Genomic DNA, 25,735 nt, shown 5'->3' with positions numbered 1-25,735 from the left:
AATGCCGGGCATGGTTGCGAGCGAACCTTCGCCGACGATGCGGATCGACAAGTTTTTGTGGTTCGCCCGGCTCACCCGCTCGCGCAGCGCCGCACAGGCACTCTCCGAAAGTGGCGCGATCCGGCTCGATGGACGCCGGGTCGATCGAGCCCATACCCCGGTGCGCACAGGATCGGTCATCGCGATGGTCCAGAATGGCGCGGTACGGGTACTTCGTGTCGAGAAGCTTCCGGTGCGACGCGGTCCGGCGACCGAAGCGGCGTTGCTGTGCACCGATCTTGTCGAGCAGAGTTGACGGGTACGGGGCGCACGCATAGCAGGGGCGAACCAGCCAAGGGGAGTTATTGAAGCATGACCTACGTCGTCACCGACGCCTGCATCCGTTGCAAATATATGGACTGTGTCGAGGTGTGCCCGGTCGATTGCTTCTATGAAGGCGAGAATATGCTGGTGATCAACCCCAGCGAATGCATCGATTGCGGCGTTTGCGAGCCTGAGTGCCCGGCCGAAGCGATCCTGCCCGATACCGAGAGCGGTCTGGAGAAGTGGCTGGAGATCAACACCAAATTTTCCGCCGAGTGGCCCAACATCACGCGGAAGCGCGAAGCACCTGCCGATGCCGATGACTTCAAGGGCCGCAAAGGCAAGTTCGAAGAACTGTTTTCGCCCGAACCCGGCCAGGGCGACTGACCGACCACTCGGATCGCCCCATCAGGATGGTGAGGGCGCCGGACGATTGGCGTTGCGTGGGTTTTCCACAGGCGAGCATTTCGCTCGGCTGGTAATTTTGTGACGACTATGTTAAACACTGCAGGACGGCGGTGCCATTGCGCATCGCTGCTACGGAGAACTGCACGCACACCGCCCCGATCGCGCCGACCGCTAAGGCCGCAAGCGCGCATCCCCCGGGGCCATGATCACGGAAAGGCTCAACAGAATGGCTGCCAAGGCGCTGTCCTTCGACGTCGGTGACTATGTTGTTTACCCAAAGCACGGCGTTGGCCGTGTAATCGAACTGCAACGGCAGGAAATCGCCGGCATGCAGCTGGAACTTTATGTGCTGCGTTTCGAGAAAGAACGCATGACGCTGCGTGTGCCGACCAACAAGGCGGAAAGCGTCGGTATGCGTAAATTGTCATCCGACAAAACCCTGCGTGAAGCCCTTGATACGCTGACCGGCAAGCCGCGCGTCAAGCGGACGATGTGGTCGCGCCGGGCGCAGGAATATGAAGCCAAGATCAATTCGGGCGACCTGGTGTCGATTGCCGAAGTGGTCCGCGATCTGTTCCGTGCCGATGACCAGCCCGAGCAGAGCTATTCCGAACGCCAGATCTTCGAAGCGGCCACCAGCCGCCTCGCCCGCGAACTGGCAGCGATGGAGCAGGTCGACGAGCCGACCGCGCAGGAAAAAATCCTTGAGATTCTGCGCAAGGCTGCGGCCATCCACAACAAGGACAAGGAACCGGCTTGATCCGGTTCACTGGTTCGGTTGTGGAACGGGGATTGAGGAAAGGGGGCGGTCGGCAACGGCCGCCCCTTTTCATTTGCGTGATAAGCCTCGGTGTGTTATTAGAACAATACACAATGAGGGATCACCGATGCGCAACTTGAAACTCATCGCTTTGGTATCGGCGTTGCTGCCGCTCGCCGCCTGTTCGGGCATCAGCTTTTCTGAAGACGCTGGCGGTGTTGCCGCTAACGGCAGCGGCACCTCGCGGACCTTTGACGTCGCCGACTTTACCGGCGTCTCGCTGCGCGGATCGGACGATGTTGACATCAAGCTCGCCAGCACTTTTTCGGTTCGCGCCGAAGGGCCGAGCGAAGTGCTCGACCGCTTGAAGATCGAGCGCGACGGCACCACGCTCAAAATCGGCCGTAAGTCCGATCCCAGCTTCAACTGGGGCTCCTACAAAGGTGCAAAGATCTACGTCACCTTGCCAAAGTTGGATGCGGCGAATGTCGCGGGCTCGGGCGACATGACGGTCGGCGCCGCCGAAGGCGATAAGTTCGAGGCATCGAACGCAGGCTCAGGCAGTATCACCATCGCCGCGCTCAAGGTGAAATCGGCCGAGTTCAACATTGCCGGATCAGGCGAAATCACCGCCAGCGGCGCCGCCGACAAGCTGTCGATGTCGATTGCCGGATCGGGTGACATCAAGGCGGGCGGCGTAAAGGCAAGTTCGGCCGATGCATCGATCGCCGGATCAGGCAGCATTTCCGCTGACGTCAATGGCCCGGCAACCGTATCGATCCTGGGGTCGGGCGATGTCGACATGGGCAGCAACGCCACCTGCACGACGAGCAAGCTCGGATCGGGCGACGTTTCCTGCGGCAAGTAAATCTGCCGCGGGGCTTGTCGACCGGATTGGAACGGTGCGATGCAACGTTATGGCCCGTATCCCGATTTTTGTTGCGTTGATCCTGTTCGCGGTCCCGGCCGTTGCCGCGGACCGAAACTATTCAATCGGCAGTTTCGAACGGATCCGGATTGAGGGGCCGTATGAGGTAAAGCTGGCGACCGGCAAGCCCCCCAGCGGGCGCGCGACAGGAGACGAACGCGCACTTGATACGCTGACATTGACGGTTGAGGGACAGACCCTGATCGTGCGTGCCCGGCCGCTGGCGGTGGGCGAAAACCCACCCTCGCCCAAAATTCCGCTTGTCGTCACGCTCAGCACGCCGGTTTTGCGATCGGCCAACGTCAATGGCGGCGGGCGGCTCGCAGTGGCCCGCATGGCCGGGCAGCGGCTCGATGTGGCCGTGAACGGTGCGGGCGCGATCACCGTGCAGGGGCTTGAAGGAGATCAGCTGGTCGCCACCGTCATTGGTGCGGGCACGATGACGCTGGCCGGGCGAGCGGGTCGGGCGCGGTTTCAGTTATCGGGCCCGGGTACAATTGATGCAAGCAGCCTTGTGACCAATGATCTGATCGCCCGGTCCGAAGGCAATGGCGAATTGCGGCTGAACGCGCGGTACACCGCTGATGTCACGTCGAGCGGCCTCGGCGCGATCGTCGTCGTCGGCAAACCGGCCTGCAAGGTCAAATCGGCCGGCGGCGGCCCGATCAGCTGCGGATCACAATAAGGCGAGCGCGGCCAGCTTGCTCATCAGCGCAGGCGGCATCTGATCGATATCGGTCGCATCGCCAATCAGATCGGCGGGTGCATCGGCGCCTTCCAGATAACGCCAGCCCTGATGCGCGCGTTTCGGCACGGCGCTGACGAGGACGAGATGCGGATCGAGCAGGATCGCGACCTTGCCGCCCTCCGCCTCACCGAAACCGGTGATCGGCGACCGCGCAATCAACTGATGCTTGATGATCCAGAACAGCGAACCCTGCCCGGCGATCTCCTGATGCCGCTTGGGGAGGTAACGCGTCGTTAGAAACAGCGGTCCCAGCGCGGCGCGGGCAAGCAGGCGTTCGGCGAGATGATCGGTGCCGGTCGCGCCGAACGCGACCTTGGTCAAGTGAAGCGGCATGGTCACTTCTGCGTGCGGCGCATGGGCCGGGGCGTCAAGTCAGCCGGTCAAACCGGTGAGCGTTGCGAGACCCAGAAAAGCGAAAAAACCCATCGAATCGGTCGTCATCGTCACGAAGATCGACGATGAAACGGCAGGATCGGTACGCATCCGATCAAGCGTCACGGGCACCAGCACGCCTGCCAACCCGGCGACGAGAATGTTCGTCATCATCGCGGCGGCAATGACCGCGCCCAATTGCGGGTTCTGGAAAACAATCGTCACCCCCGTGCCGATAACCACCGCGATCGTCGCCCCGTTAAGCAGCGCGACCCTGATCTCGCGGCGGATCGTGCGCCAGGTGTTCGAATCGGTCAGCTGATTGGTCGCGATCGCGCGCACCGTAACGGCCATTGTCTGCGTACCCGCATTGCCGCCCACGCCCGCAACAATCGGCATCAGCGTCGCCAGCGCCACCATTTTGGCGATCGTGCCTTCAAACAGCGCGATGATCGAGGAGGCCAGCAGCGCGGTGAACAAATTGGCGATCAGCCAGCGGACCCGCGTCTTGTAGCTTTCGATCACGGGCTCGTTGATGTCGCCCTCACCCGCGCCTGACAGTCGTAGAATATCCTCGCCGGCCTCCTGGCTGATGATGTGGACGACATCGTCGACAGTGATCATGCCGACCAGCCGCCCGCTGAGATCGGTGACCGCGGCGGAGATCAGCGCGTATTTCTGGAAGCGAAGCGCCACCTCTTCCTGATCCATGTCGACGGGGATGAGCGTCTGTTCACGCTTCATGACGTCAGCCATCGCCACCGAGCGCGGCGTGCGCATGATCCAGGAAAGCTGGCAGGTGCCGACCGGCTTATGGGCTGGATCGACGACGAAGATTTCCCAGAAATCGGTTGTCAGATCGTCGTTGCCGCGGAGATAATCAAGCACATCGCCGACGGTCCAATGTTCGGGCACCGCGATCAGCTCGCGCTGCATCAGGCGGCCGGCGGATTCCTCCGGATAGGAAAGCGCTTCCTCAATCGCGGCGCGATCATCGGGATCAAGCGCGCGCAGCACTGCACGCTGGTCGCTCTCCTCCATGTCCTCGATGATCGCGACGGCATCGTCGGTATCGAGTTCGGCGGCGATGCCCGCGACCTGCGCCGGATCGAGCGCATCGATCAGCGCTTCACGCACGTAATCGTTCATTTCGGCGAACACATCGCCATCAAGCAGATCGGTGATCGCAGTTGCGAGCGCGGCGCGTTGATCAGCGGGCACGAGCTCGAACAGATCGGCGATGTCCGCCGGGTGCAGCGGCTCGACGAGGGCGCGGGCCCCTTCGGTGTCGCCCTGATCGACCGCATCGAGCACGGCGCGGACGAATTCGGGCTTCAGCATATCGTCCGAATCGAGCTGGTTGCTGTCGTTGCCGCTCAGATCGGCATGGCCAAGATCGGTCTCGCTCATCATTCGACCTCCCTCGGCTTGGCGTTGCAGCCTTGGGCTCTACCGTTGTGTGCCAGCAATGCCAATGCCGTGCGGGATCGGGCGGCGACAGCGGTGGCGTGCGCGACGCGTGGACTGTCATTTGCCACCAAGCCCTAGCATCGCTAGGGCCGCGTCATCATTTTTCCCCGAACAAAGGATGCCCAATGGCAGATCATTTCGAAACCCTGACGATGACGCTGGAAACCGGCGACGTGACGATCAAGCTGCGCCCCGATCTGGCGCCGGGCCATGTCGAGCGGATCGGCACGTTGGCCAATCAAGGCTTTTATGATGGCGTGATTTTTCACCGGGTGATTCCAGGCTTTATGGCGCAGGGCGGCGATCCGACCGGTACCGGAATGGGCGGATCGGAAAATCCCGACCTCAAGGCCGAATTCAGCAAGGAACCGCATATCCGCGGGGTTTGCTCGATGGCGCGATCGTCGGCGCCCAACAGCGCCAACAGCCAGTTTTTCGTCTGCTTTGACGATGCGCGCTTCCTAGATGGTCAATATACTGTTTGGGGCCAGGTCACCGACGGTATGGAGCATATCGATTCGCTGCCCAAGGGCGAGCCGCCGCGTAGCCCCGGCAAGATCGTCTCGATGCGCGCTGCCTGACCTTTTCGAACAGCGGGGGGCATCCGGATCAGGTGCCGGGTGCCCCCAATGCATCGATCAGCCAATCATGGAACAGTTTCACCGGGCGCTGTTGCAGCGCGCGGGGTCGGCATACAAACCAATAGCTGTAGGGGCTTTCGACTTCGATATCGAACAGCCGGACAAGCCGTGGATCGTGCGCATCGTTGAAATGATTCGCGTGCATGAAGGCAACGCCTAGGCCTTGCGCCACTGCCTCGAGCATCAGCGCCCCCGAATCGAAATGGTCAATCGCGCGGGGTTCAAGCTCGGGTAGCCCGGCGGCGTTGCACCAGGTCGCGAAGGTATCGGGAATGTCGCGGTGAACCAGTGCGGTTAGCCCGGCGAGCTGGCGCGGTTCGACGATTGGCGAGTCGCCGGTCATCATCTCCCGCGCGCCGATCACGTAGATCGTGTTGCGATCGAGCCGATAGGCATAGAGCGCTGGATCGACATCGCGCTGCAAGACGATCGCCGCGTCGAGCCCCTCGCCCAGCCGAGTCGTACCATGGCCGGCCGTGTCGATGTCCAGATGAAGATCGGGATGCATTGACCGAAGCGCCGGTAGTCTTGGAAACAAGCGTTGAGTCGCGAACAGCGGGAGCACGCCCAGCCGCAGCCTGAGCACATCACCGCTCGTTAGTGTTTCGACAGCGTCGGACAAGATATCGAGCGCAGGCGCAATCTGCGCGATCAACCGCTCGCCATCGCTATTCAGGTCCATCGACTGGTGCCGACGATCAAACAATGGCTTGCCAATGAAGCGTTCAAGCGCCTGGACCCGGCGGCTAAGGGCAGGGGCTGACAGCGCCAGATCCTGAGCGGCGGCCTTGACGGAGCCCAACCGGGCCACTTGGACGAAAGCTTCGATCGCGGTCAGCGGCGGTAATCTGCGCAAAACGACTCCTCCCTGGCGCGGTGCATCATCGCAATTCGGCGTCAACGATTATCAGAGCGATTGCGCCAAATACCAGATCCAATTGCAAGATTCGCAATCGCGGTTATTCATTTCGCACTTGCACAATTTTCTGCTGCACTGCACATAGGATGTGCCTTTCAGGCATCCTCTCCTAAAACTTTCATGGCCGATCCCTTTGGGGGTCGGCCTTTTTTTGTACCGGCGGCAGAATGCTTGTCAGATTTCGGCGCCGGGATCGGGGCTGTTCTTGAGCTGTCGCCAAGCGACAATGAACAGCAAAGCCAATGCAAATCCCGCTACGACATAAGGCAGCGGTTTGAAAACCTCGTACAGGCCAACACCAATCGAGGGCCCAAGCACATAGGCCGCGCCGTTGATCGACGTCACCTTGCCTGCCACTGATCCCTGCCCCTCCGCCCCCACCGCCAGCGACGCACCCGAAGTAAAGCCCGGTCGCGTAAATCCGAAGCCAAGCGAAGCGAGCGCAAAAGATAAGGCGATGCCGTAAAGCGATGTCGCGATCCCTGTCATCACCGTTCCCACCGCCGCAATCGCCAACCCCACCAACATCAGGCGGCGGGGATCGAGGTTCAGGATCGGAATAATGCCCCACTGCGCCAATAGAGCCGCGCCTGCGCCCATGATCAGCACGAGTCCCGTTGGCTGCAGTGCATCGATCGGCGAAAGTCCCAACCGATCGATGACCAGAAAGCCGATCGCCTGCCCCGTCATCGTCTGCGCGTGGCCCATCACCAGTCCGGCGATCATCCAGCCCCGGATGCGGGGATCGGTAAACTTCACCTGTTCGCTGCTGGGCGCGGTCGCTGCGGTTATGCTCGCGCCACTGCTTTGCCCGGCGATGGAAGGATAGGCGTTGGGCGCTGCGGCATGTTCGATCGGCTGGCCGCGATCATCGGGCAACATCCGGTATACCGTCACAACCATTGCCGCGCCAAAAACCGAGAAGATCAATGCAGGTCCGGCGAGCCCGATATGGACTGACCCGATCCAGCCGAGGATCAGATAGGGCGCAATCGCCGGCCCCAGGATCGTCCCCAGGCCGAAAGCGGAGCCGAGCAAGGTCAGTGCCTTGGTGCGTTCCTCGCGCGTCGTGCGCCCGGCGATCAGCGCCTGGACGGCGGGTGGCGCGGCGGCACCGAAGGTGCCGTAGATCAGCCGACCACCAATGAAGAGCAGAAACGCCAAGGTGCCGCTGATCCAGCCATTAATCCCGGCCATCAGGAACAGCCCGCACAGCCCCAGCGAGACGGCAAATCCGACCATGCCGAGCAAGATCATTGCCCGCCTGCCATGCTGGTCCGATCGTTTTGCCCAATAGGGCGCCGCGATCACCCATAACAGCGCCGAGACAGAGAAGGCGGCGGCGACGCCGCTATCGGCCACTTTCAGCGACCGGCCAAGCGCCGGCAGGATCGATTGCAGCCCGGTATTGCCCGCAGCGATGGTGAGCATCACGAGGAACATCAGAGCGAAATCGCGGTCCGTGATCTTGGGCAGAGTCATGCTGCCCGGCCCTGCCGATCGCGTTGCCAGTCATAATCACGCGTCACTTCAGCAACGACCAGATCATAGCGTTGATACCAGCGCGCGCGGCCCAGATCGCGGATTGCCTTGTGATCGGGGTGGTCACGCCAGGCCTTGGCGCTCGCATCATCGGCCCAATAGCTGACGGTAATGCCCAGCCGGTCATCGCCGCGCACGCTCTCCATGCCGCGATAGCCCGGTTGTTCTGCTGCCAGCGCATCCATCGCAGCGGCTGCGGCTGCATAACCCGCATCATCCTCCTCGGTCCGTACCGACACGAAGATCACGGCGATCTGGCCCACGCGCTTGTGCATTGGCCCCGATTAGGCCGTTCAGGGCGCGGTGCAACCCCGTACCCGGCAATTTAACGCTGGCGCTGATCCGGTCCGAAGTTCAGCCCCTTGGTGACGTGATAATCGAGCACGGTCATCACGAAGAATGCCATCCCTTGCTTGATCCGCATCCACCAGCTTGTGCGTAATCGATACACGGCAGCGGTAATTCGTTCCGAATCAGCAACCTCGCCGTCAATGTAGCGCCGCACATGAGCGGCAAAATCGGCGTCCTCAATCCGCAGCATCATCTCCAGATTGAGAAACAGGCTCCGGACGTCGTAATTCGACGAGCCGATATAGACGACATCGTCGATCAGGAAGAGCTTGGTGTGCAACTTGGTCGGCTGATACTCGTAAATCTCGACGCGTTTGCGCAGCAATCCGGCATAGGTGAAGCGTGATGCCCAGATCGCAGCGCCATGATCGTTCTTCGATGCCAGGATGATGCGCACCCGCCCGCGCATCCCCGCCGCGTCCAGCCGCCGGAGCATCGCCGGGCTTGGTGCGAAATAGGCGGTAATCAGGTCAAGCCGCGCCGCCCGCTCAATATCGCCCTTTATCGCCCGCGCCCAGGGGGACAGGCGCCTGGTTGGGCCACCGAACACCCAGCGCACCGGGCCGTTGGGTTCGCTCCACCCCTGCAATGCGCGGCGCAGCGCCCGAAGCGGCGGGCGGGGTCGGCGCGCCCAACGCGCAAGGGCATCGAAATACCCTGTGATGCGCTGGGCGGCAGGACCCTGTATCTCGAGGCCGAGATCACGCCAGGCCTGTTCGGCGGGCGTACCGAAATAGGCATCCTCGACATTGAACCCGCCGATGATCGCGCGGGCATCGTCATCTTCGCCGTCGGCGAGCGCGAGCTTCTGGTGATTGCGGAGGAGATAACGGCGGCCCCAGCGTGGCACGAAACGGCATACGTCGATGCCAGCATCACGCATCGGACCGAAGAAATCATTCTGGTTCGCTGCCTCACTGCCCAGCCCGTCGACGATCAGCGACACTGCCACGCCCCGCCCCGCCGCCTGGATCAACGCATCGCGCACCCGCGTACCTGCGTTATCATCGACATAGATATAATAAATGACCCGCAGGGTCTGCCGCGCCGAATCGATTAGCCGAATCAGTGTTTCGAGCCGTTGCGGCCCGGTCTCCAGCATTATGAACCGGTTGCCGTCGACGACATGGCTGTCCGCCATCGGGGCAGGGGGCGGGGCGACATCCGTCATGGCGCTGGTCATGCGAGCACAACTCAGAATCGGCAAGGCGGTTTCATCGCGCATGAAGCCCGCAAGCGGCACGGTGACCAGATAAGCGCTTTTCTTGACTCAAGGGTGGTTGTCGCTTAGGCGCGCGGTTTCCGTTACATTGAAGGATGCGTTTCTATGGCGCGCGTTACCGTCGAGGATTGCGTCGACAAGATTCCCAACCGTTTCGATCTCGTGCTGTTCGCCGCCCAGCGCGCGCGCCAGATTTCGGGCGGTGCCGAACTGACCATCGACCGCGATCGCGATAAGAACCCGGTCGTCGCGTTGCGCGAAATCGCCGAGGAAACAGTGAAGCCCAAGCATCTGCAGGAAGCAGTGGTGCAAAGCCTGCAGCGGGTTCAGATCGATGATGACGATGCGCCCGATGAGATCGGTTCGCTGGCGGCATCAGCCGAAGCACTGCGCCTCACCGCAGCGGCGCCCCCGCGCAACCAGAATCTGGGCAGTGATTACGAAGGCTGAGTCCTTCGCTTTTTCAAGTAGATCGAGCGAAGAAAGACGATGGGTGGAGCCGCAGCGCAGCTCCCCCTACGCTATTTTGCAGGTCGCCCTTTGAACCCCTGTGCAATGACATACCATTCCGACGAGTCCTTGCGGCTCGCCGGGGGTTTGGCATGTTTTACCGCAGTGAAATTACGCTTGAGTTCGCTCACCAGCTCACTGTCCGCACCCCCCGCCAGCACTTTGGCGACGAACGCGCCGCCGGGGCTCAGCACATCATAGGCAAAGGCAGCGGCAGTCTCGACAAGCCCCATCGTCCTGAGGTGATCGGTCTGGGGGTGCCCGACGGTGTTGGCAGCCATGTCCGACAGGACCAGATCGGGCGCGCCGCCCAGTTCCTCCATCAGCTTTTCGGGCGCGCGATCATCAGTGAAATCCATCTGCAGGATCACGACACCGTCAATCGGATCGACCGGCAGCAGATCGATGCCAACAATCGCGGCACCCGGCGTCATCTTGCGGACCACCTGGCTCCAGCCACCCGGCGCGATGCCCAGATCGATCACGCGCTTTACGCCCTTCAGCAGCGAAAACCGCTCGTCGAGCTCGATCAGCTTGTACGCGGCGCGGCTGCGATACCCCTCCGCCTTTGCCTTGCGGACATAGGGATCGTTCAGCTGGCGTTCGAGCCAGCGGTTCGATTGCGGCGTACGCCCGCGCGAGGTGCGCACGCGTACCCGGCCGCCTGAACCGCCCCTACTCATCTACCGGGCTCATCGAAGCTGCCTCATTTTTCGTGCCCGTTCATCAAGCGGCGCAGAATGCCCTCGCGAATGCCGCGATCGGCAACGCCCAGCCGCTCGGCGGGCCAGATATCCATGATCGCCTCCAGAATGGCACAGCCCGCCACCACTAGATCGGCGCGTTCGGTGCCGATACAGGGAAGGAGTGCGCGATCCTCGATTGATTTCGCTGCCAGATCAGCGCTGATCTGACGCATCGCCGGCGCGGGTACGATCAACCCGTCGACTGCCGTGCGATCATAGCGTTCCAGACGGAGATGCACGCTGGCGAGCGTGGTGACGGTACCGCTCGTCCCCAACAGCCGTGGTCGCACCACCCCTTTCGGCAGGCGACTGGCGAAATCGGCGAAGCTTTCAGCCACCATATGCTTCATTCGGGTATAGGCGGCCGCCCGGCCGCCCGGTCCGTCGCCGCCACCGGCGCTCTCGGTGAGCGATACGACGCCCCAGGGGGCGCTGTGCCAGTCGAGTATCGTCGGTACAGTGGTGCGGGTGTCGATCAGCACGAGTTCGGTCGATCCGCCGCCAATGTCGAACACCACGGCGGGATCATCACCAGGCTCAAGCAACACATGGCAGCCGAGCACCGCCAGCCGCGCCTCTTCTTCTGCGGTAATGATATCGAGTGCGATGCCGGTTTCGCGGTACGCCCGCTCGATAAATTCGGCACCGTTGCTGGCCCGGCGGCAGGCCTCGGTCGCCACCGATCGAGCAAGGGTTACATTGCGTCGCCGCAATTTGTCCGCACAAATCGATAGCGCCGCCAGTGTACGATCAATCGCCGCATCGCTCAGCCGCCCGGTGGCCGACAGCCCCTCGCCCAGCCGGACAATGCGGGAGAATGCGTCGATCACGGTAAAGCCGTGCGATGCCGGTCGTGCGATCAGCAGGCGACAATTGTTCGTGCCGAGGTCGAGCGCCGCATAATGGCGTGCTTCTGGCCAGCGCGCGCGCGCTGCCTTTGGAGGGGCCGAACGGGCGGGGCTAGCGCCCTGCCGGTACGGCGCTCGGGCGGATTGATCACCCACGGCCGTTACTCACATTTATGTTCTGCGGTCCGGGGCGTGGCGCCCCCACCGTGCTTGGGGCAAAGCCTAGCCCAGCCGATATCTATCGGCAAGCGAGCGGGCAGCGTTGCCGGCACGTTGACACATGATCACGCCCCGCCTATCTCGCGGCCCGGCACTGCCCCGTCGTCTAAAGGTAAGACTACGGACTCTGACTCCGTTAATTGAGGTTCGAATCCTCACGGGGCATCCAGCCGCTCCACCCGATCAATGTTGTTCCGGCTCCGCTCAATTCGGCGTCGTCGGCGTCTGTTGCATCTTGATAAGGGCAGCCACCAGTGCTGCATCGTCTTTCGGGTCGATCGATGCGCGATAGGCGGTGCGCATTTTGTCGATCTCTTTTTGCCAGGTCGCCGCGTCAAGCACCGGTTGCGAGAGGATCATTTCCGGCGAATGGCAGGCGGTGCAGTTGATCGTCACGATTTCGGCAGCGGGCGGCAAGGAGACCTGATCCGCTGGCAGCGTTATCGCGGCGGAGCGGAGCGCAAAGTCCTTGGGCAGCGCCTCGGTTTTTGGCGCAGATGGTGCACTACACCCCGCAAGCACGACCGCGAGGCCAATAATGATCGACCTGCGCATCACGTCGCGTCCACCATGATGTGCTGGATGGTGTTCAGCATATAGCCCGACGGATTCCAGATCGCATCGGGCCGCTGCGTTTCGCCCGCGGCGTTGGTCGCGCGCACCATGATTGTGTGCCGTCCGCGCGGCATGCCCGGCAGGGTCAAGTCCCAGCCACGAAAACTGTAGCGGCCAAAATCGCGGCCCAGCCGTGCCGACCGCCAGTGCTGGCCATTGTCGACCGACAGCTCGACCTTCGCCACGCCGCTGTCTCCCCCCAGCGCAATGCCGCGCAACGCGATTGGCCGGGATGCGGGCGCAGGCCCGCTGGCGCGATTGGTGATGAAGGCGCGCGGAATCATCCGGCTGATCGGCTGCTTGGCGAAATCATGCGCGCCAGGCGGCACATTGGCACGCGGGGTGGTCGGGATCTGATACGCTTTGGCCATCCAGTAGCCGGTATCGGGCGCCGCAAGCACCTCGATCCGGTCGAGTGCCTTCACCCAATAGGTAGAGAACCAGCCAGGCACGACGATCCGCAATGGAAAACCGCTGAGCAGCGGCAATTGCTGGCCGTTCATCGCAAAGGCGATCATCACATCGTCGCCGAGCGCATGATCGATATCGAGCGACTTGGCATACCAGGGGGCCTCCCCGGGGGGGCGATCAAGCCCCGACAAGCGCACGGCGACCGCACCTGGCTTGACCCCGGCGCGCACGAGCACATCCTTTAGCCGCACGCCCGTCCACACGGCATTGCCCATCGCGCCATCGGCCCATTGGGCACCGGGCACGCGCGGCGAAAAGGCGCTGCGCGAATTGCCCGAGCACTGGTTGACGGCAGTCACCTCGACGCGCGGCATTTTCAGGATATCGGCGAGCGACAGCGCGATCGGCGTCTTTACCCGCCCACCGACGCGTAGGCGAAAAGTCGCCACATCGACGTTCAGCGGAATGTCATCATAATGCCAGCGCACGAAGAACCGGTCATTGGGGGTAATGATCCCCTGATCGAACACCTCGAACGGCGTTTCGAGCAAAGGTGCGCGCTGGCGGCGGATCAGCATGCCGCGTTTTTCGGGAAAGTCTGCCAGTCGCGGTGTACCTGCTATTGCAGGCATTGCCCAGCCGGGCAGCGTCAGGCCCGCGCCACCAATCGCCAGCGCCGCGAGCGCATCGCGGCGGTCGATCTCAGCCATTGGTTGCCGTGGCGAGCGGCGCGAACCGCGCCACCTGCTGGCCGACCAGCGTCAGCTGTTCGATGACGGCGGGTTCATTTGCCCCGCCCGCGTCATCGAACTTCGTGATCTGGGTGTTGATCGCCGCCGCAAAGGGCGTTGGCCAGCCACGCAACGCGTGAACGATCGATCGCAGCGCCGCGATCGTGCTGCCAGTCGCCTGCCAGCCATAGGCGGTGGCGATCAATCCCACCGGCATGTCGGCCAGATAGGGGCGGTCATCGCCCGATGTTTCCTCAAGCAGATCGAGCGCATTCTTCACCACGCCCGAAATGCTGCCATGATAGCCGGGGCTGGCAATGATCAGCGCCGATGCCTGGCGCACCGTTTCCACGAACTCACGCTCGGCATCGGTGCGGCTGGTCGCCTTGGGATCAAATAGCGGCAGCTGCGCCATATCGGCCCCGCCGAACATGCGCGTGCGGAAGCCCTCACGCGCGGCACTATCGAGCGCGATGCGCAGCGCGCGTTCGGTGGAGGAAACACCCCCGATCGTGCCGCCAATCCCGACGACAAGCGGCAGATCGGCGGGGGCAACATCGGCCATTCGGGCAAAGTCCTTTTAACGCAGCAGGGCGTGATCAATCTTGGGCAGCACGTGCCGCGCAAATAAATCCGCCTCGGCGGCATGGGGATAGCCCGAGAGGATGAACGCCTCAATGCCCATCGACCGGTAATCGTTCAGCTTGGCCAGCACCTGATCCGGATCGCCGACGATCGCCGCGCCGCAGCCCGAACGCGCACGACCGATGCCGGTCCATAAATTGGCCTCGGCATAGCCATCATCCCCCGCATTATCGCGCAGTGCCGCTTGGGCGGCGACGCCAGCCGATTGCGAATCGAGCGACTTCGCCCGGATCGCCGCGCCCTGCGCCGCATCAAGCTTGGAGAGCAGCCGGTCGGCAGCGGTGCGCGCCTCGGCTTCGGTTTCACGGACGACGACGTGCGCGCGGTAGCCGAAACGCAGCGTTCGCCCTTCCGCTGCGGCCCGGGCGCGCATATCGGCGATGATGTCGGCAACGGTCTCGCGCTTGTCGGGCCACATCAGGAAGACATCGCAGCCCTTGGCCGCAGCATCGCGCGCTGCCGGGCTGAGGCCGCCGAAATAGAGCTGGGGTGCCTTACCCGAAAGCGTGCCGATGCGCGGCGGATCGAGTTTTAGCTGCCAGAATTCCCCCTGATGATCGAGCGGCTCGCCGTTCAGCAGGGTCTTCAGGATATGCATCGCCTCGACCGTGCGGGCATAACGCGGCTCTGACGCCATGGTCTCGCCGGGCATATCGGAGGAGATGATGTTGACCTTCAGCCGCCCACCGAGCATCCGATCGATCGTCGCGATCTGGCGCGCGAGCTGTGGCGGCCACGTTTCGCCGATCCGCACTGCCATCAACAGCGCCAGCCGCTTGAGCATTGGCGCGATCGCGGCGGCAAAGGCCGTGGTGTCGATCCCCAGCGCGTAGCCCGAGGGCAGCAGGATATTGTCAAACCCGCCGGTTTCGGCCTGCATCACGATATCGCGGCAATGCTCCCAGCTGGAGGCAAGCATCGGATCGGGCACGCCGAGAAATTCATAATCATCATCGCACAGAGCGGAAAACCAGCTGATTTCGCACGGACCCAGCGGCTCAGTCGTCATGGCAGCTTTTCCCCCCGCGCCGCGACCAGCACGTCATACCAACGCTGGCGCGTCCAATGGCATTTGAACACATCGGCAATCTCGCCGATCCGCTCGACATTTTGCGTCCCGACGATCGGAATGGCGCGCGCCGGGTGCGCCATGATCCAGCCATAGGCAGCCGCGGCGCGCGAAACGCCGGCGTCGTTGGCCACGACATCAAGTGCCGCCGCCACCGCAACAGCCTGCGCGTCCTGCGGATCGCCGATCCGACCGCCGCCCAGCGGTGACCAGGCGAGCACCGCCAGATCAGTTTCCATCGCCAGATCGAGCAGACCGCCTTCGACTGGCTCAATCGCGAGTGGTGACAATTCGGGCTGGGTCGATGCCAGCGGGATCGACAGAAACGCCGCCAGCGCCCGGTGCTGCGCCAGCGTGTAGTTTGACACCCCGATCGCGCGGACCTTGCCCGACGTCACCATATCCTCAAGCGTACGCGCCACTTCCTGCGGGTGGGCGAGCACGTCAGGCCGGTGGATCTGGAACAGCTCGACATGATTGGTCCGCATCCGGCGCAATGACGCATCGAGCGCATCCATCAGATAGGCTCGCGACGAATCATAGGGCACGGGCGGGGTGATGCCGCCTTTGGTCGCGAGCACCATCCGGTCGCGCAGGCCAGGTGATTCGGCGAAGATATCGCCCAGCAGCGCTTCGGCATCGCCGAACCCGCCATCGCCGTCGAAACCATAAATATCCGCGGTATCGAACAGCGTAACCCCGGCCTCAAACGCTGCATCGATCAGCGCGCGGCCCTGTGTGACACCGGCGTGACTAAATCGCCACATCCCCCACGCAATCGGGCTGACCATGATTCCACTCTTGCCGAGCGGCCGCGATTCGGGTGTAAGCTGCATTTCAGACATCGTTGTCATACATAGAGGTGAGACGGTTGGGAGAGCAAGTGCGATATGGTCTGGTCGGCACCGGGATGATGGGTGTCGAACATATCAACAATCTCGCCATCACCCCTGGCGCGGTTGTGACGGCGCTTGCCGATCCGGTGCCGGGTTCGCTCGGCTGGGCCAAATCAGCCCTGGGTGACCGCGCAGACGGTGTGCAGGCGTTTGACGATGTTGCGTCGCTCGCGGCCAGCGGCCTGTGCGACGCGGTGATCGTCGCTAGCCCCAACTACACCCACCGCGACGTGCTGATTCCGCTGTTCGACGCGGGGCTCCATATCTTGTGCGAAAAACCAATCGCGACGACGATCGAGGATGCCCGCTGGATTGCGGACCGCGCCGCCCAGTCAAACAAGGTTTTCTGGACGGCGATGGAATATCGCTACATGCCCCCGGCCGCCGATTTCATCGCCGATATTCATGGTGGCAAGATCGGCCGCCTGCAGATGCTGTCGATTCGCGAACATCGCTTTCCGTTTCTGCCCAAGGTTGGTGACTGGAACCGCTTTTCGCGCAACACTGGCGGCACGATGGTCGAGAAATGCTGCCATTTCTTCGATCTGATGCGGCTGATCACCCAGGCCGAACCGGTGCGCGTTTACTGCTCGGGCGCGATGGATGTGAACCATCTCGACGAAGCCTATGACGGCCAGCGCCCCGACATTATCGACAACAGCTACACGACAATCGATTTCGACAATGGCGTGCGCGCAATGCTCGATTTGTCGATGTTCGCTGATGGGGCGGAGAATCAGGAAGAGATTACGGCGGTCGGCGACAAGGCCCGTCTTGATGTGCTGATTCCCGAGGGCGCTATTGTTTTCTCGCCGCGCGTCGGCTTTCGCAATCCGAAGCAGGTCGAGCGCCGCGTGGTCGATGTTGATCCGGCAGCGCTGGCAGCAGGCAGCCACCACGGATCGACCTTTTACGAACATCAGCGCTTCAATGCGGCGGTGCGCGGGGCCGGGCCGGTTGAGGTGACCGCGCATGACGGGCTGATGGCGGTTGCAATCGGCGCTGCCGCCGAACTCAGCGCGCGCGAGAAGCGAGTCGTGACAATGGCAGAATTGGGGTTCTGAAGCGTGGAGATCTCGCCGGGCAAGTTTTTCTTCAACCTGGCCAAGAACGCGGCGTTTGCCGCCAAGATAGAATAACCTATCAAAATAGTAGGATTTAGGGAGGGATGACCATGAAACGATCAATTCTAATGGCAGGTGCCGCATCGCTGGCGCTGTTGATGACGACACCGGCCTTTGCGCAGACGGCTGATAAGGCGCCTGCCGCCGAAGAGAGCGACACTACGGGTGAAATCATCGTCACCGCGCAAAAGCGCAGCGAACGGCTACAGGACGTGCCGCTGGCGGTTACCGTTGTCAGCGGCGATACGCTCGCTGCGACCGGCAAAGTGAGCCTTGAAGGCGCGCAGTATCTGGTACCGACCCTCAACTTCCTGAAATCGGGCACCACGCTCAACCAATCGCTGTTCTTGCGCGGCGTCGGCACGGCGACCTTCTCGATCGCGGGTGAGCCATCGGTGTCGACGGTGCTCGACGGCGTCGTCTTCAGCCGTGCAGGCGAAGCGTTTAGCGATCTGCTCGATATCGAGCGGATCGAAGTGCTGCGCGGGCCCCAAGGTACGCTGTTCGGCAAGAACGCCAGCGCGGGTGTGATCAACATCGTCTCCAAGCGACCGACCCGTGAATTCAGCGGCTACGGCGAAGTCGGTTATTTCTCGGACACCGAATATCGCGCGCGGGCAGCAATCAACGTACCGCTCGCGGAGAATGTCTGGTCGCGCCTGAGCGGCTATTACAGCAACTATGACGGCAATATTCGCAACGTCACCACCAACACGCTTGTCAACGGTTGGGAACATTATGGCGGCCGCCTGCAGATCGAAGCCGAGCCAACATCCAATTTGAGCCTGATGTTCATCGCCGATTATCATCGCAATGTGGATGATTGCTGCGCTGAAGTGATCGGCACGCCCCCGATCAATGGCACAACCGGCCTGCCGACCACCAATGCGTCAACGCTCGCCTTGCCCACGCCGCGTGGCGATGAAACCCGTCAGGTCGCCCAAAACCTGATCACCGCGACCCGTGAAACCGGCTACGGCTTTTCGCTGCAGGCCGACTATACCGTGGCTGAGCATACGGTAACGTCGATCACGTCGTACCGGAACTGGCGCAACACCGAAATTCGCGATGGGGATTGGTTGCCCATGGCCTTTATCGGATTCAACCAACTGCATGATTTCGGCCCCCAGACGGGCCATACCGTCACCCAGGAACTCCGCCTGACGTCGCCGGGCAAGCAGTTCTTCGATTATGTGATCGGCGGTTTTTATTCGAGCGCGGTATCCGAAAGGACCTTCACGCGTGACGTAACGCGTTGCGCTGCCGCTGTCGGGGCAATCATTCCGGCTGGTAGCTTGACGCCGTGCACCAGCCCGCTCGCGGCACCTTCGACCTTCCCGAGCGGCACGGCCAATTTCGGCTCGACCTTCGACAATATTGCGCTGTTCGGCCAGGGTACGCTGAATGTCGCAAGCTGGGTGCGGTTGATCGGCGGCGTGCGCTTTACGTCAGATCATCTTGACGTGTTCCACTCGCGTGTCAGCCGTAATCTGGATGTCGTGGGCGGCGTGCCGGTGCCGACAAGCGGGATCGTGCCAAACTTCGATCAGGGCGTGTTCAATTCGCCAGGCATCAACGGTACGGTAACGGCCACCAACGGCGTACCCTTCACCGCGCGCACCAGCTCAACCAATTTTTCGGGAAAGGCGGGGATTCAGGCCGATCTGACCGAAAACAACATCGCCTATTTCACCTATTCGCGCGGGTATAAGGGGCCGGCGTTCAACGTGTTCTTCAACCTGTCGAAGAACGGTACCAACGTGATCGCGCCTGAAACGTCGAATGCCTATGAAGTTGGTCTGAAGAATACCTTCCTCGACGGTCGGTTGATCCTGAACATTGCCGGATACTATGCCGTTTATGACAATTTTCAGGCCAACAACCCCGATCTTGTGGCGGGCGTCGTCGTCACCCGTTTCACCAATGCTGGTAAGGTATCCACGCGCGGCGTGGAGCTTGATGCCAGCTTCCGGCCGATCCCCGATCTGACCTTCAACGGCGGTGTTGCCTATACCGATGCTAAGGTCGATGCGTTCCGGGCACCGCTCGGCGCAGCAGTGGTCCCGCCCGGCACACCGCTTGCCTTTGCGCCGAAGTGGAAGGGCAATCTGAGCGTCGATTACCGCATTCGCACCGGTGGATCGGCCGACGTTTATCTGGGCGCACAAGGATCATTCCAAAGCTCGCAGCTGACGCTGTTTGCCGCCGATCCCGTCCAGCGCCGCCTGGGCACGGTCGACGCTTATGGTCTGGTCAACTTGACCGCCGCAGTTGCAACCAATGACGACAAATATCGCCTGACGTTCCAGGTCCGCAATCTGTTTGACCAGAGCTTTGCGGCGGCGATCGCCAATGGCGGGCCCGGCGGCGCCTATCGCTACCAGATCCCGCGTGATGCGGATCGCTACTTTGGTGTTACTGGTCGGGTCAATTTCTGATCCGATCCACGGCCCTTCGGGGGGAGGGAGGCCCGGTCAGCGCAAGCTGGCCGGGCCTTCGTCGTTAAGCGGGGTTTATCACGATGGATATACCCGGCACGCCGGTGATGAAATCCGCCCCGAAGGCGGTTGCCGGGCTGTGTGCGCCGGACGCTGGGCGATTGCGCAATGTTGCAGCGATAGCGGCCAAGGCGATATCGACGGTGCAAGCAAAACCCTCGCCTGCATCGAGCCGCGCTGAGGCGGTACGTTTGCCACGCCGCGCTGTCACCCAAACGCGTGACGCATAGGTGGTTCGGGCTGCGCCGGCATGGCCCCCGGCATTGGCCATTGCCCGGCGGATCGGGCCGAATTTGAGCATTGTCGGCAACAGCGGCGCGATGATTGAGAGGATGCGTGCCTGCCCCCGCGGCATCGGCACGCCAGCGGTGATGTTGCGCACCCCCGCAATCCGGCGCGTGGCGGCGAGATCGGCTAGCGGCGCGCTGGCAAAGCTATGCACAGCGCCTGACGGGTCCCGTTCGATCCAGCGGCGACGTGCCAGCCTGGCGCGGACAAGCGAACCCTTGTGCACCTCATGCCCGCCAGCTGCGATGACCGAAACGGTGCTTTCGGCAACCGCCGGAGAGCCGAAGCCCGAACCGGCGGCAACCGCGATCCGCATCGAATCCGCACCGCCGAGTAAAGCTGCCACCTGCATCGCCAGCCCGTCGCTTGCGGCAATCCCGAAGCCGACGCCGCCAATCAGGGCAACTCCGGCAGCCTTTGCGTCGGCATCACGATCGAACAATGCCTCAAGCGCCAGCAACTCCCCATTGAGATCGAGATAATCGACCCCGCTCGCCAATGCCGCCGCGATCACGGGCGGGGCGGTAATCGCAAATGGGCCGGCAGCATTGAGCACCAGTTTCTGTCCCTCCAGCGCCGCGCAGAGCGCTGCCTTGTCACCGATATCCACGGCCGACCAAGAGAGTCCCGCAGGTTCAGCGAGCGCGGTGAGTTTTGCCGGATCGCGCCCAATTAGATGGGGCCGATGCCCGAGTGCCAGCGCACGTTCGAGGATCATTCCGCCGGTAACCCCGGTTGGGCCGATCAGCGCCCATGGGGTATGCGATGTGTGAGCATTTGCTAACTGATATGACATGATTTCAATTCTCCAGTCCACGAAAAACAAGGGTCCATAGCGTTTCGACAAAGTCATCCACTGGTCGCGGCAGATCATCGAAATGCGCGAGCCGGGCCACTTGCCCAAGCGTGCCGAGCAGGATGATCGCGGCGAGCCGGGGGTCGACGTCGCATCCAATCCGCCCGGCCGCCTGTTCCGCTTCGATCAACTGCCGCATCCGCGCAGGCAATGGCAGCTCACGCTGCGTCTCGGGCAAGCCGGGCCAATAACGGCGCAGGTTTTCGAGTACATAATGTACCGCTTCGGGTGCTGCCTCGACCAGCAGGACGATGGAAGTCAGCCGCTCCTTCAGCGACAGCGCCGGATCCGGGAGCAGCAGAGCGGCGAGCGCGGCATAGCACCGATCAAACAACGCTTGGGCGAGCGCTTCCTTGCTCGCAAAATGGCGGAACAGTGCCGGGTTGGTGAAGCCCGCACCGGCGGCAATGTCCCGAATGTTGACGCCGTCGACCCCGTGGGTCGCGAACAAGCGCAGCGCAGTGGCCACAATGGCGCGCTTGGCGGGCGGATCGAGATCGCTGGATAGGGTAAAGCTGGTCGTCATACGGATGTGTTAGCAAACGCTAACGCATCCGTCAAGTCCTCTAGCCGAAGAGGCGATCCACACCGTTAATGCGCCATCGCCAGCCCGTCGCCGCGTTCGCTTTCGTCGACCGCGACAATCTTGGGGATCAGTAGGTGGATGAACAGCAGGGCGAGGAGATAGCTGCCCGAACAGATCGCCAGTAACGGGCCATAGCCCCAGCCCATCGCCAGCGAAAACGGCGTCAGCTTGATTAACCCGATCGACCAAAGATTGCCGCAGAACGCTGCCATCCCGATCACCGATCCCACAGCGCGCGCCGGGAACACATCTGTCGCGAGGCCAAAGAGGTTCGTCGAAAACCCCTGGTGCGCGAACAAGCCAAGCCCCAGCAACAGCGCTGCGCTCCAGGGGCTTGAAACGAAAAGCACGCCGCTCACCGGTAAGATCAGCACCGCATAGAACAACAGCGTCGACTTGCGCGCCCGGTCGACACTCCACCCCTTGGCCATCAGCCTCGACGAAAGCCAGCCACCGGTGAGCGCTCCAAGCGCGGCGAACACATAAACCAGCGCGACCGGCAGCCCTAGAGTTCCCTGCGGTAGCCCGAACAGCCGGTGAAACAAATCAGGCAGCCATATGAGCATGAAGAACCAGACCTGATCCGACAATACCTTGGCAATGGCCAGCGCCAGCGTCTTGCGATCGCGTAACAAGGTTGTCCACGCAATCGGTGCGGGCTGTTCGCCCTCGACTGCGACGGGCTGAACGCGCACAGCGAACCACACCGCGACCCAGACGAGGCCGAGCCCGCCCGCGATCAGAAAGGCTGCTTTCCATCCCAGCGTGACTGCCAACAGGGGGATCGCCAGCGGCGTCACGATGGCCCCCACATTGGGCGCGGTATTGGCCACACCGAGCGCGATCGAGCGATCCTTTTGGCTGAAATAGGTGGCCGCTGATTTGACCGCGGCGGGCGTACCAATTGACTCCGCCGCACCGAGCACGACCCGCGCGATAATGAAGCCGACCACCCCACTCGCAAAGGCGTGCGCCATCCCGGCGATGCTCCAAACGGCCACGCCGAGCGCAAAGCCGATCCGCAAGCCGACCCGGTCGATGAACCAACCCGTCCCCAGAAGGGCGAACGCCGCCGACAACTGGAAGGCCGAGACCATATTGGCATAATCGTCATCAGACCATTTGAACTCGGCCTCCAGCGTCGGCTTCAGCAGCGCCAGGATCTGACGATCGACGTAATTGAGCATGATCGCGAAGAACACCATCGCGACAATGACCCAGCGGCTTGCGCCGCTTCGGGTTCCAGTCATGCCCACCATCATCGCTCTCCCCGGTCGCTTGCGGTTGACCCGCGTCTTTCAGATAACGTTGTCATACCCGTGACGGTTCGGCTAGTATTTTGATGCGAAGGCATAGAAGGCGGGGCATGGCGACGACGCAAGCAAAACCGGCAAAACGCCCGCTGCCGATGGCCGCCGACCTGTACGGCGATATCGAGCCGAGCCCCAAATCGACATGGCGCGGGCTGTTCCCCGGGCTGGCGGTGGTCGCGGCGGGCACGCTGTCCGCCGGGTTCATCTCCGATCATTATGGCGCCCCGCTGACCTTGATGGCGCTGCTGATCGGGCTCGCGCTCAATTTCCTGAATGCCGATGCGCGGCTGCATGATGGACTGAGCTTTGCGTCACGATCGCTACTGCGCTGGGGGATCGTGCTGGTCGGCGTGCGGGTGACGTTCGGGCAGATCATGGCGCTGGGGCCCGTGGCGCTGCTGAGCGTGGCGGTGATCGTTGCGCTGGTGATCGGCGCGGGCGTGCTCGCGGCGCGGCGGTTCGGCTTCGACAGCGCATTCGGGGTGCTGGCGGGCGGGGCGGTGGCGATTTGCGGCGCTTCCGCCGCGCTCGCGCTCGCCACAACACTCGGCGAACGACGCGCGAGCCAGGCGCAGCTGACGATCGTGCTGGTCGGCATTTCGGCGATGAGCGCGGCGGCGATGGTGCTTTATCCCATCCTCGCCCAGGCGATGCAGCTGAGCGATCTGCAGGCCGGGTTCATGCTGGGCGCCTCAATTCATGACGTCGCGCAGACGCTCGGCGCGGGTTACGCCTTTTCGCCCGGTGCGGGGGATATTGCCGCGATCGTCAAGCTCACCCGCGTCGCGCTGCTCGCGCCGGTGCTGGCGATCGTCGTGCTGTTTTTCGCGAGCGATAGCGGCAAGACGAAAGGACCGGGTGTGCCGTGGTTCGTCATCGGTTTTTTCGCGGTGGCGGGCGTGCATTCGCTGGGCGTCATCCCCGCGATCGTCGCGAGCGCCGCCGAAACCCTCGCCACCGCCGCTCTCGCCGCCGCGGTGACCGCCACCGCGATCCGATCCCCGATGCGGCAATTGCTCGATGCCGGAGCGAAGCCGCTGCTGGTGATCGGCGTGGCAACGCTCGTCGCGCTGGCGCTGGCAGGGCTGGCGGCAGTGTTCGTGATCGGGTGAGTCGCGGGCCGGATTGGGGCCAAAGTTGCAGGTGAAGTTGCGGAAGTTGCGGGTCTCCATCGGTTCGTTGCGGTCTGGTGTGAAACGAGGGTTTAGTGGTGCTGGCGATGTCAAAGAGCGGTGGGGAACATATCATGATCGGGTGGGTGTAGGAAAGTGCTGGTGGCGGTTTGCGTCCCATTGCGGACTTTTGACCTGAAGACGGCTATGCACCCTACAATTGGCTATGCGAAGCTGATATCAGTAGTCACGAGAGCCGACATTCGCTTCGTCACCACCATGAGATTCGGACTATAGTTCAGGCACGAGTGCCAGGTGCCAATAAGGGTTTTGAAAGTCTGTCTGCACAAACCAATCCGTGGCGGCGAGAGCGCTATACATCGTGCGGTGCCACCTATTTAGTGCATGGCTTTGACTGTTCGCTCCATCCAGAAGGAAGTTTCGAAAACTATCCGGAGAAAGCGTTTGAAGACTGCTAGCTCTGGTCGAAACGACCTTCGCAACCTCACTGCCGGCCTGTACAGAGAAGCGCAGAGCCAGATCATATCCATCAAAATGACTTTGAACCCGCTGCTTGTCGTTGGCCGACCAGGCCACGGGCGGCGTACAATTATACTTAACTAGGACCGATCTTCCTGGATAGGCCAGAGCGGTGATCCACCGTTCGCTGAAAAATTGATTGTGATCCAAATACGGATGCAGAGACTGCTGGTGTGTAAATTGACCGAAAGAGGCATTCTTGCCCGTATTGCAGTCCCGGCAGCAAGGTACGAGGTTGCTTGGGTGCACTGAATATGCAGGAAAGTTTGCCTTAGGCAGATAGTGGTCGAGAGACCGAACATGGCCGAGACCCCCACAAAAAGGACAGAATCCCCCGGCTGCAGTAAGGAGTTGATCATAGATATCGCGCGATGGGCCGGTCGTGCCGACCATGTTCGTCGAATAGAGGTCCATCAGATTCTTTTTGGTGAGTGTGCCAGCGATAACGACGTCGGGATTGCCCCTCGCAACCCTTGGCAGGGTGGTCCAGGCAGCGGCTTGGCCAGCAGCATCAAAGGCAGTGTTCGCTAGCCCTATACTTGCACGGCTGCCGACATAGCTTGCCCGCAGGTTCAGGTCGGCGACGTCTTCAACACAGCGATCAAATGTTTCGAGGGCGTCGAATTGCGGCGTGACAAGCTTCCTCACGCCGTGGCTTTTCCGGAATCGCGGTTCGCGACCATGGCCCGCAAAATGCCCCGCCCTTCTTGCCCCAGCTGATCGTTGTAGGATGCTACGATCGTATCGTAACTGCCTCCTTCTATTACGGCCTTTTGCAGTAACGCATGAAATCCTGATTGTGTGACTTCGAGTCCGAACACTTCACGTGTTAACGAACCGACATTCTCGCCAAAAGTCTCAATCTGGGGGCGATCCGCCTGCATCGAAAGTCTCGAACGCGTCATTACATACGCGCAGGACCTTGGGATTTCTTGCAAAACAACTGGGGAATGCGTGGCGATAATGGTGACGTGCTCCCCTTTTCTCCTCCACTCATAAGTAGAGTCCGGGGTTATCATCGTGCCCTTGCGGGCGGGGTTGTACAACCCGCCTGGCAGCATCGG

The 25,735-nt window shown here is 62.0% G+C and carries 27 protein-coding genes, 1 tRNA gene and 1 pseudogene; 11 read left to right on the top strand and 18 right to left on the bottom strand.

What is annotated here, in order from left to right; all coding sequences use genetic code 11:
- The first annotated feature begins 1 nt into the window (after position 1).
- The 5 genes from B7Y49_RS08910 to B7Y49_RS08890 all read left to right on the top strand — a co-directional run bounded on the left by B7Y49_RS08910 (position 2) and on the right by B7Y49_RS08890 (position 3,084).
- Entirely contained in the window at positions 2-295 is a 294-nt protein-coding gene (locus B7Y49_RS08910) for an RNA-binding S4 domain-containing protein (protein ID WP_374127235.1), read from the top strand.
- 56 nt (positions 296-351) lie between these two features.
- Positions 352-690: a ferredoxin family protein gene (fdxA, locus tag B7Y49_RS08905; RefSeq protein WP_374127234.1), complete on the top strand. Its 339-nt coding sequence runs from the start codon at positions 352-354 to the stop codon at positions 688-690.
- Between the two features lie 247 nt (positions 691-937).
- Entirely contained in the window at positions 938-1,471 is a 534-nt protein-coding gene (locus B7Y49_RS08900) for a CarD family transcriptional regulator (protein WP_374127233.1), read from the top strand.
- Between the two features lie 127 nt (positions 1,472-1,598).
- Positions 1,599-2,339, top strand: a complete 741-nt coding sequence (locus B7Y49_RS08895; RefSeq protein ID WP_374127232.1) for a head GIN domain-containing protein — start codon at positions 1,599-1,601, stop codon at positions 2,337-2,339.
- 49 nt (positions 2,340-2,388) lie between these two features.
- Positions 2,389-3,084, top strand: a complete 696-nt coding sequence (locus B7Y49_RS08890) for a head GIN domain-containing protein (RefSeq protein WP_374127231.1) — start codon at positions 2,389-2,391, stop codon at positions 3,082-3,084.
- Here B7Y49_RS08890 and B7Y49_RS08885 read toward each other — a convergent pair.
- Both B7Y49_RS08885 and mgtE read right to left on the bottom strand, forming a co-directional pair.
- Positions 3,076-3,480 (bottom strand): DUF1489 family protein, encoded by a 405-nt coding sequence (locus tag B7Y49_RS08885; protein ID WP_374127230.1) that lies wholly within the window; start codon positions 3,478-3,480, stop codon positions 3,076-3,078. The genes B7Y49_RS08890 and B7Y49_RS08885 overlap by 9 nt on opposite strands.
- 39 nt (positions 3,481-3,519) lie before the next feature.
- Positions 3,520-4,929 (bottom strand): magnesium transporter, encoded by a 1,410-nt coding sequence (mgtE, locus tag B7Y49_RS08880; protein WP_374127229.1) that lies wholly within the window; start codon positions 4,927-4,929, stop codon positions 3,520-3,522.
- Between the two features lie 185 nt (positions 4,930-5,114).
- On the opposite strand from mgtE, the gene B7Y49_RS08875 reads away from it, so the two are divergent.
- Positions 5,115-5,570 carry a peptidylprolyl isomerase gene (locus B7Y49_RS08875; RefSeq protein WP_374127228.1) on the top strand — a complete coding sequence of 152 codons (456 nt, stop codon included), beginning with the start codon at positions 5,115-5,117 and terminating at the stop codon, positions 5,568-5,570.
- A 28-nt stretch (positions 5,571-5,598) separates the two neighbouring features.
- On the opposite strand, the gene B7Y49_RS08870 is transcribed toward B7Y49_RS08875, so the two are convergent.
- From B7Y49_RS08870 to B7Y49_RS08855, 4 genes are all read right to left on the bottom strand, one after another.
- Positions 5,599-6,486 carry a LysR substrate-binding domain-containing protein gene (locus B7Y49_RS08870; RefSeq protein ID WP_374127227.1) on the bottom strand — a complete coding sequence of 296 codons (888 nt, stop codon included), beginning with the start codon at positions 6,484-6,486 and terminating at the stop codon, positions 5,599-5,601.
- 237 nt (positions 6,487-6,723) lie between these two features.
- Positions 6,724-8,031 carry an MFS transporter gene (locus B7Y49_RS08865; protein WP_374127226.1) on the bottom strand — a complete coding sequence of 436 codons (1,308 nt, stop codon included), beginning with the start codon at positions 8,029-8,031 and terminating at the stop codon, positions 6,724-6,726.
- Positions 8,028-8,366: an antibiotic biosynthesis monooxygenase gene (locus tag B7Y49_RS08860; RefSeq protein WP_374127225.1), complete on the bottom strand. Its 339-nt coding sequence runs from the start codon at positions 8,364-8,366 to the stop codon at positions 8,028-8,030. The genes B7Y49_RS08865 and B7Y49_RS08860 overlap by 4 nt, the downstream gene beginning before the upstream one ends.
- Positions 8,367-8,416: 50 nt before the next feature.
- Positions 8,417-9,613, bottom strand: coding sequence for a phosphatidylserine/phosphatidylglycerophosphate/cardiolipin synthase family protein (locus B7Y49_RS08855; RefSeq protein ID WP_374127224.1), 1,197 nt, complete (start codon positions 9,611-9,613; stop codon positions 8,417-8,419).
- 156 nt (positions 9,614-9,769) lie between these two features.
- Between B7Y49_RS08855 and rpoZ the strand changes: the two genes are divergently transcribed.
- Positions 9,770-10,114 carry a DNA-directed RNA polymerase subunit omega gene (gene rpoZ / locus B7Y49_RS08850; RefSeq protein ID WP_374127223.1) on the top strand — a complete coding sequence of 115 codons (345 nt, stop codon included), beginning with the start codon at positions 9,770-9,772 and terminating at the stop codon, positions 10,112-10,114.
- A 71-nt stretch (positions 10,115-10,185) separates the two neighbouring features.
- On the opposite strand, the gene B7Y49_RS08845 is transcribed toward rpoZ, so the two are convergent.
- Both B7Y49_RS08845 and B7Y49_RS08840 read right to left on the bottom strand, forming a co-directional pair.
- Complete coding sequence (locus B7Y49_RS08845; protein WP_374127222.1) at positions 10,186-10,857, bottom strand: RlmE family RNA methyltransferase; 672 nt, start codon at positions 10,855-10,857, stop codon at positions 10,186-10,188.
- Positions 10,858-10,880: 23 nt separating this feature from the next.
- Positions 10,881-11,924 (bottom strand): Ppx/GppA phosphatase family protein, encoded by a 1,044-nt coding sequence (locus B7Y49_RS08840; RefSeq protein ID WP_374127221.1) that lies wholly within the window; start codon positions 11,922-11,924, stop codon positions 10,881-10,883.
- 158 nt (positions 11,925-12,082) lie between these two features.
- On the opposite strand from B7Y49_RS08840, the gene B7Y49_RS08835 reads away from it, so the two are divergent.
- A tRNA-Gln gene (locus B7Y49_RS08835) sits at positions 12,083-12,156 on the top strand.
- Between the two features lie 35 nt (positions 12,157-12,191).
- Here the strand turns inward: B7Y49_RS08835 and B7Y49_RS08830 are convergent.
- From B7Y49_RS08830 to B7Y49_RS08810, 5 genes are read right to left on the bottom strand one after another with little or no spacing between them, the layout of a single operon-like run.
- Positions 12,192-12,542, bottom strand: a complete 351-nt coding sequence (locus B7Y49_RS08830) for a cytochrome C nitrite reductase (RefSeq protein ID WP_374127220.1) — start codon at positions 12,540-12,542, stop codon at positions 12,192-12,194.
- The gene (locus tag B7Y49_RS08825; RefSeq protein WP_374127219.1) at positions 12,542-13,723 is read right to left on the bottom strand and encodes a molybdopterin-dependent oxidoreductase; all 1,182 of its coding nucleotides are present in this window, start codon (positions 13,721-13,723) and stop codon (positions 12,542-12,544) included. The genes B7Y49_RS08830 and B7Y49_RS08825 overlap by 1 nt, the downstream gene beginning before the upstream one ends.
- Entirely contained in the window at positions 13,716-14,309 is a 594-nt protein-coding gene (locus B7Y49_RS08820) for an NADPH-dependent FMN reductase (RefSeq protein ID WP_374127218.1), read from the bottom strand. Before B7Y49_RS08820 ends, B7Y49_RS08825 begins: the two co-directional genes overlap by 8 nt.
- Positions 14,310-14,324: 15 nt before the next feature.
- Positions 14,325-15,398: an LLM class flavin-dependent oxidoreductase gene (locus tag B7Y49_RS08815; RefSeq protein WP_374127217.1), complete on the bottom strand. Its 1,074-nt coding sequence runs from the start codon at positions 15,396-15,398 to the stop codon at positions 14,325-14,327.
- Entirely contained in the window at positions 15,395-16,303 is a 909-nt protein-coding gene (locus tag B7Y49_RS08810; protein ID WP_374127347.1) for an aldo/keto reductase family oxidoreductase, read from the bottom strand. Before B7Y49_RS08810 ends, B7Y49_RS08815 begins: the two co-directional genes overlap by 4 nt.
- 38 nt (positions 16,304-16,341) lie before the next feature.
- Between B7Y49_RS08810 and B7Y49_RS08805 the strand changes: the two genes are divergently transcribed.
- Positions 16,342-17,418: a Gfo/Idh/MocA family protein gene (locus B7Y49_RS08805; RefSeq protein ID WP_374127216.1), complete on the top strand. Its 1,077-nt coding sequence runs from the start codon at positions 16,342-16,344 to the stop codon at positions 17,416-17,418.
- Between the two features lie 110 nt (positions 17,419-17,528).
- The gene (locus tag B7Y49_RS08800) at positions 17,529-19,916 is read left to right on the top strand and encodes a TonB-dependent receptor (protein ID WP_374127215.1); all 2,388 of its coding nucleotides are present in this window, start codon (positions 17,529-17,531) and stop codon (positions 19,914-19,916) included.
- 64 nt (positions 19,917-19,980) lie between these two features.
- On the opposite strand, the gene B7Y49_RS08795 is transcribed toward B7Y49_RS08800, so the two are convergent.
- From B7Y49_RS08795 to B7Y49_RS08785, 3 genes are all read right to left on the bottom strand, one after another.
- Positions 19,981-21,060 carry a saccharopine dehydrogenase NADP-binding domain-containing protein gene (locus B7Y49_RS08795; RefSeq protein WP_374127214.1) on the bottom strand — a complete coding sequence of 360 codons (1,080 nt, stop codon included), beginning with the start codon at positions 21,058-21,060 and terminating at the stop codon, positions 19,981-19,983.
- Positions 21,061-21,064: 4 nt separating this feature from the next.
- Positions 21,065-21,646 carry a TetR/AcrR family transcriptional regulator gene (locus B7Y49_RS08790; RefSeq protein WP_374127213.1) on the bottom strand — a complete coding sequence of 194 codons (582 nt, stop codon included), beginning with the start codon at positions 21,644-21,646 and terminating at the stop codon, positions 21,065-21,067.
- Positions 21,647-21,711: 65 nt separating this feature from the next.
- Positions 21,712-22,956 (bottom strand): MFS transporter, encoded by a 1,245-nt coding sequence (locus B7Y49_RS08785; RefSeq protein WP_374127212.1) that lies wholly within the window; start codon positions 22,954-22,956, stop codon positions 21,712-21,714.
- Between the two features lie 116 nt (positions 22,957-23,072).
- On the opposite strand from B7Y49_RS08785, the gene B7Y49_RS08780 reads away from it, so the two are divergent.
- Complete coding sequence (locus B7Y49_RS08780; RefSeq protein ID WP_374127211.1) at positions 23,073-24,131, top strand: YeiH family protein; 1,059 nt, start codon at positions 23,073-23,075, stop codon at positions 24,129-24,131.
- 291 nt (positions 24,132-24,422) lie between these two features.
- On the opposite strand, the gene B7Y49_RS08775 is transcribed toward B7Y49_RS08780, so the two are convergent.
- Together B7Y49_RS08775 and B7Y49_RS08770 are read right to left on the bottom strand one after the other, a co-directional pair.
- Positions 24,423-25,319 carry an HNH endonuclease gene (locus B7Y49_RS08775; protein ID WP_374127210.1) on the bottom strand — a complete coding sequence of 299 codons (897 nt, stop codon included), beginning with the start codon at positions 25,317-25,319 and terminating at the stop codon, positions 24,423-24,425.
- Positions 25,316-25,735, bottom strand: a pseudogene (locus tag B7Y49_RS08770) (hypothetical protein); the annotation flags it as partial. The gene B7Y49_RS08775 and the pseudogene B7Y49_RS08770, both read right to left, overlap by 4 nt.

It is taken from the genome of Sphingomonas sp. 28-62-11 (assembly GCF_002278865.1).
GTDB lineage: Bacteria > Pseudomonadota > Alphaproteobacteria > Sphingomonadales > Sphingomonadaceae > Sphingomonas.
The sequence above is the reverse complement of the archived record's forward strand: the minus strand, read 5'-3'. Positions and strand labels throughout refer to the sequence as shown.

Bases quoted from the DNA above. Each gene is read 5' to 3' on its own strand.
- B7Y49_RS08910 (WP_374127235.1), top strand. From the start codon at position 2: ATGCCGGGCATGGTTGCGAGCGAACCTTCGCCGACGATGCGGATCGAC.
- fdxA (WP_374127234.1), top strand. From the start codon at position 352: ATGACCTACGTCGTCACCGACGCCTGCATCCGTTGCAAATATATGGAC.
- B7Y49_RS08900 (WP_374127233.1), top strand. From the start codon at position 938: ATGGCTGCCAAGGCGCTGTCCTTCGACGTCGGTGACTATGTTGTTTAC.
- B7Y49_RS08895 (WP_374127232.1), top strand. From the start codon at position 1,599: ATGCGCAACTTGAAACTCATCGCTTTGGTATCGGCGTTGCTGCCGCTC.
- B7Y49_RS08890 (WP_374127231.1), top strand. From the start codon at position 2,389: ATGGCCCGTATCCCGATTTTTGTTGCGTTGATCCTGTTCGCGGTCCCG.
- B7Y49_RS08885 (WP_374127230.1), bottom strand. From the start codon at position 3,480: ATGCCGCTTCACTTGACCAAGGTCGCGTTCGGCGCGACCGGCACCGAT.
- mgtE (WP_374127229.1), bottom strand. From the start codon at position 4,929: ATGAGCGAGACCGATCTTGGCCATGCCGATCTGAGCGGCAACGACAGC.
- B7Y49_RS08875 (WP_374127228.1), top strand. From the start codon at position 5,115: ATGGCAGATCATTTCGAAACCCTGACGATGACGCTGGAAACCGGCGAC.
- B7Y49_RS08865 (WP_374127226.1), bottom strand. From the start codon at position 8,031: ATGACTCTGCCCAAGATCACGGACCGCGATTTCGCTCTGATGTTCCTC.
- B7Y49_RS08860 (WP_374127225.1), bottom strand. From the start codon at position 8,366: ATGCACAAGCGCGTGGGCCAGATCGCCGTGATCTTCGTGTCGGTACGG.
- B7Y49_RS08855 (WP_374127224.1), bottom strand. From the start codon at position 9,613: ATGACGGATGTCGCCCCGCCCCCTGCCCCGATGGCGGACAGCCATGTC.
- rpoZ (WP_374127223.1), top strand. From the start codon at position 9,770: ATGGCGCGCGTTACCGTCGAGGATTGCGTCGACAAGATTCCCAACCGT.
- B7Y49_RS08845 (WP_374127222.1), bottom strand. From the start codon at position 10,857: ATGAGTAGGGGCGGTTCAGGCGGCCGGGTACGCGTGCGCACCTCGCGC.
- B7Y49_RS08830 (WP_374127220.1), bottom strand. From the start codon at position 12,542: ATGCGCAGGTCGATCATTATTGGCCTCGCGGTCGTGCTTGCGGGGTGT.
- B7Y49_RS08825 (WP_374127219.1), bottom strand. From the start codon at position 13,723: ATGGCTGAGATCGACCGCCGCGATGCGCTCGCGGCGCTGGCGATTGGT.
- B7Y49_RS08820 (WP_374127218.1), bottom strand. From the start codon at position 14,309: ATGGCCGATGTTGCCCCCGCCGATCTGCCGCTTGTCGTCGGGATTGGC.
- B7Y49_RS08815 (WP_374127217.1), bottom strand. From the start codon at position 15,398: ATGACGACTGAGCCGCTGGGTCCGTGCGAAATCAGCTGGTTTTCCGCT.
- B7Y49_RS08810 (WP_374127347.1), bottom strand. From the start codon at position 16,303: ATGTCTGAAATGCAGCTTACACCCGAATCGCGGCCGCTCGGCAAGAGT.
- B7Y49_RS08800 (WP_374127215.1), top strand. From the start codon at position 17,529: ATGAAACGATCAATTCTAATGGCAGGTGCCGCATCGCTGGCGCTGTTG.
- B7Y49_RS08795 (WP_374127214.1), bottom strand. From the start codon at position 21,060: ATGTCATATCAGTTAGCAAATGCTCACACATCGCATACCCCATGGGCG.
- B7Y49_RS08790 (WP_374127213.1), bottom strand. From the start codon at position 21,646: ATGACGACCAGCTTTACCCTATCCAGCGATCTCGATCCGCCCGCCAAG.
- B7Y49_RS08785 (WP_374127212.1), bottom strand. From the start codon at position 22,956: ATGACTGGAACCCGAAGCGGCGCAAGCCGCTGGGTCATTGTCGCGATG.
- B7Y49_RS08780 (WP_374127211.1), top strand. From the start codon at position 23,073: ATGGCGACGACGCAAGCAAAACCGGCAAAACGCCCGCTGCCGATGGCC.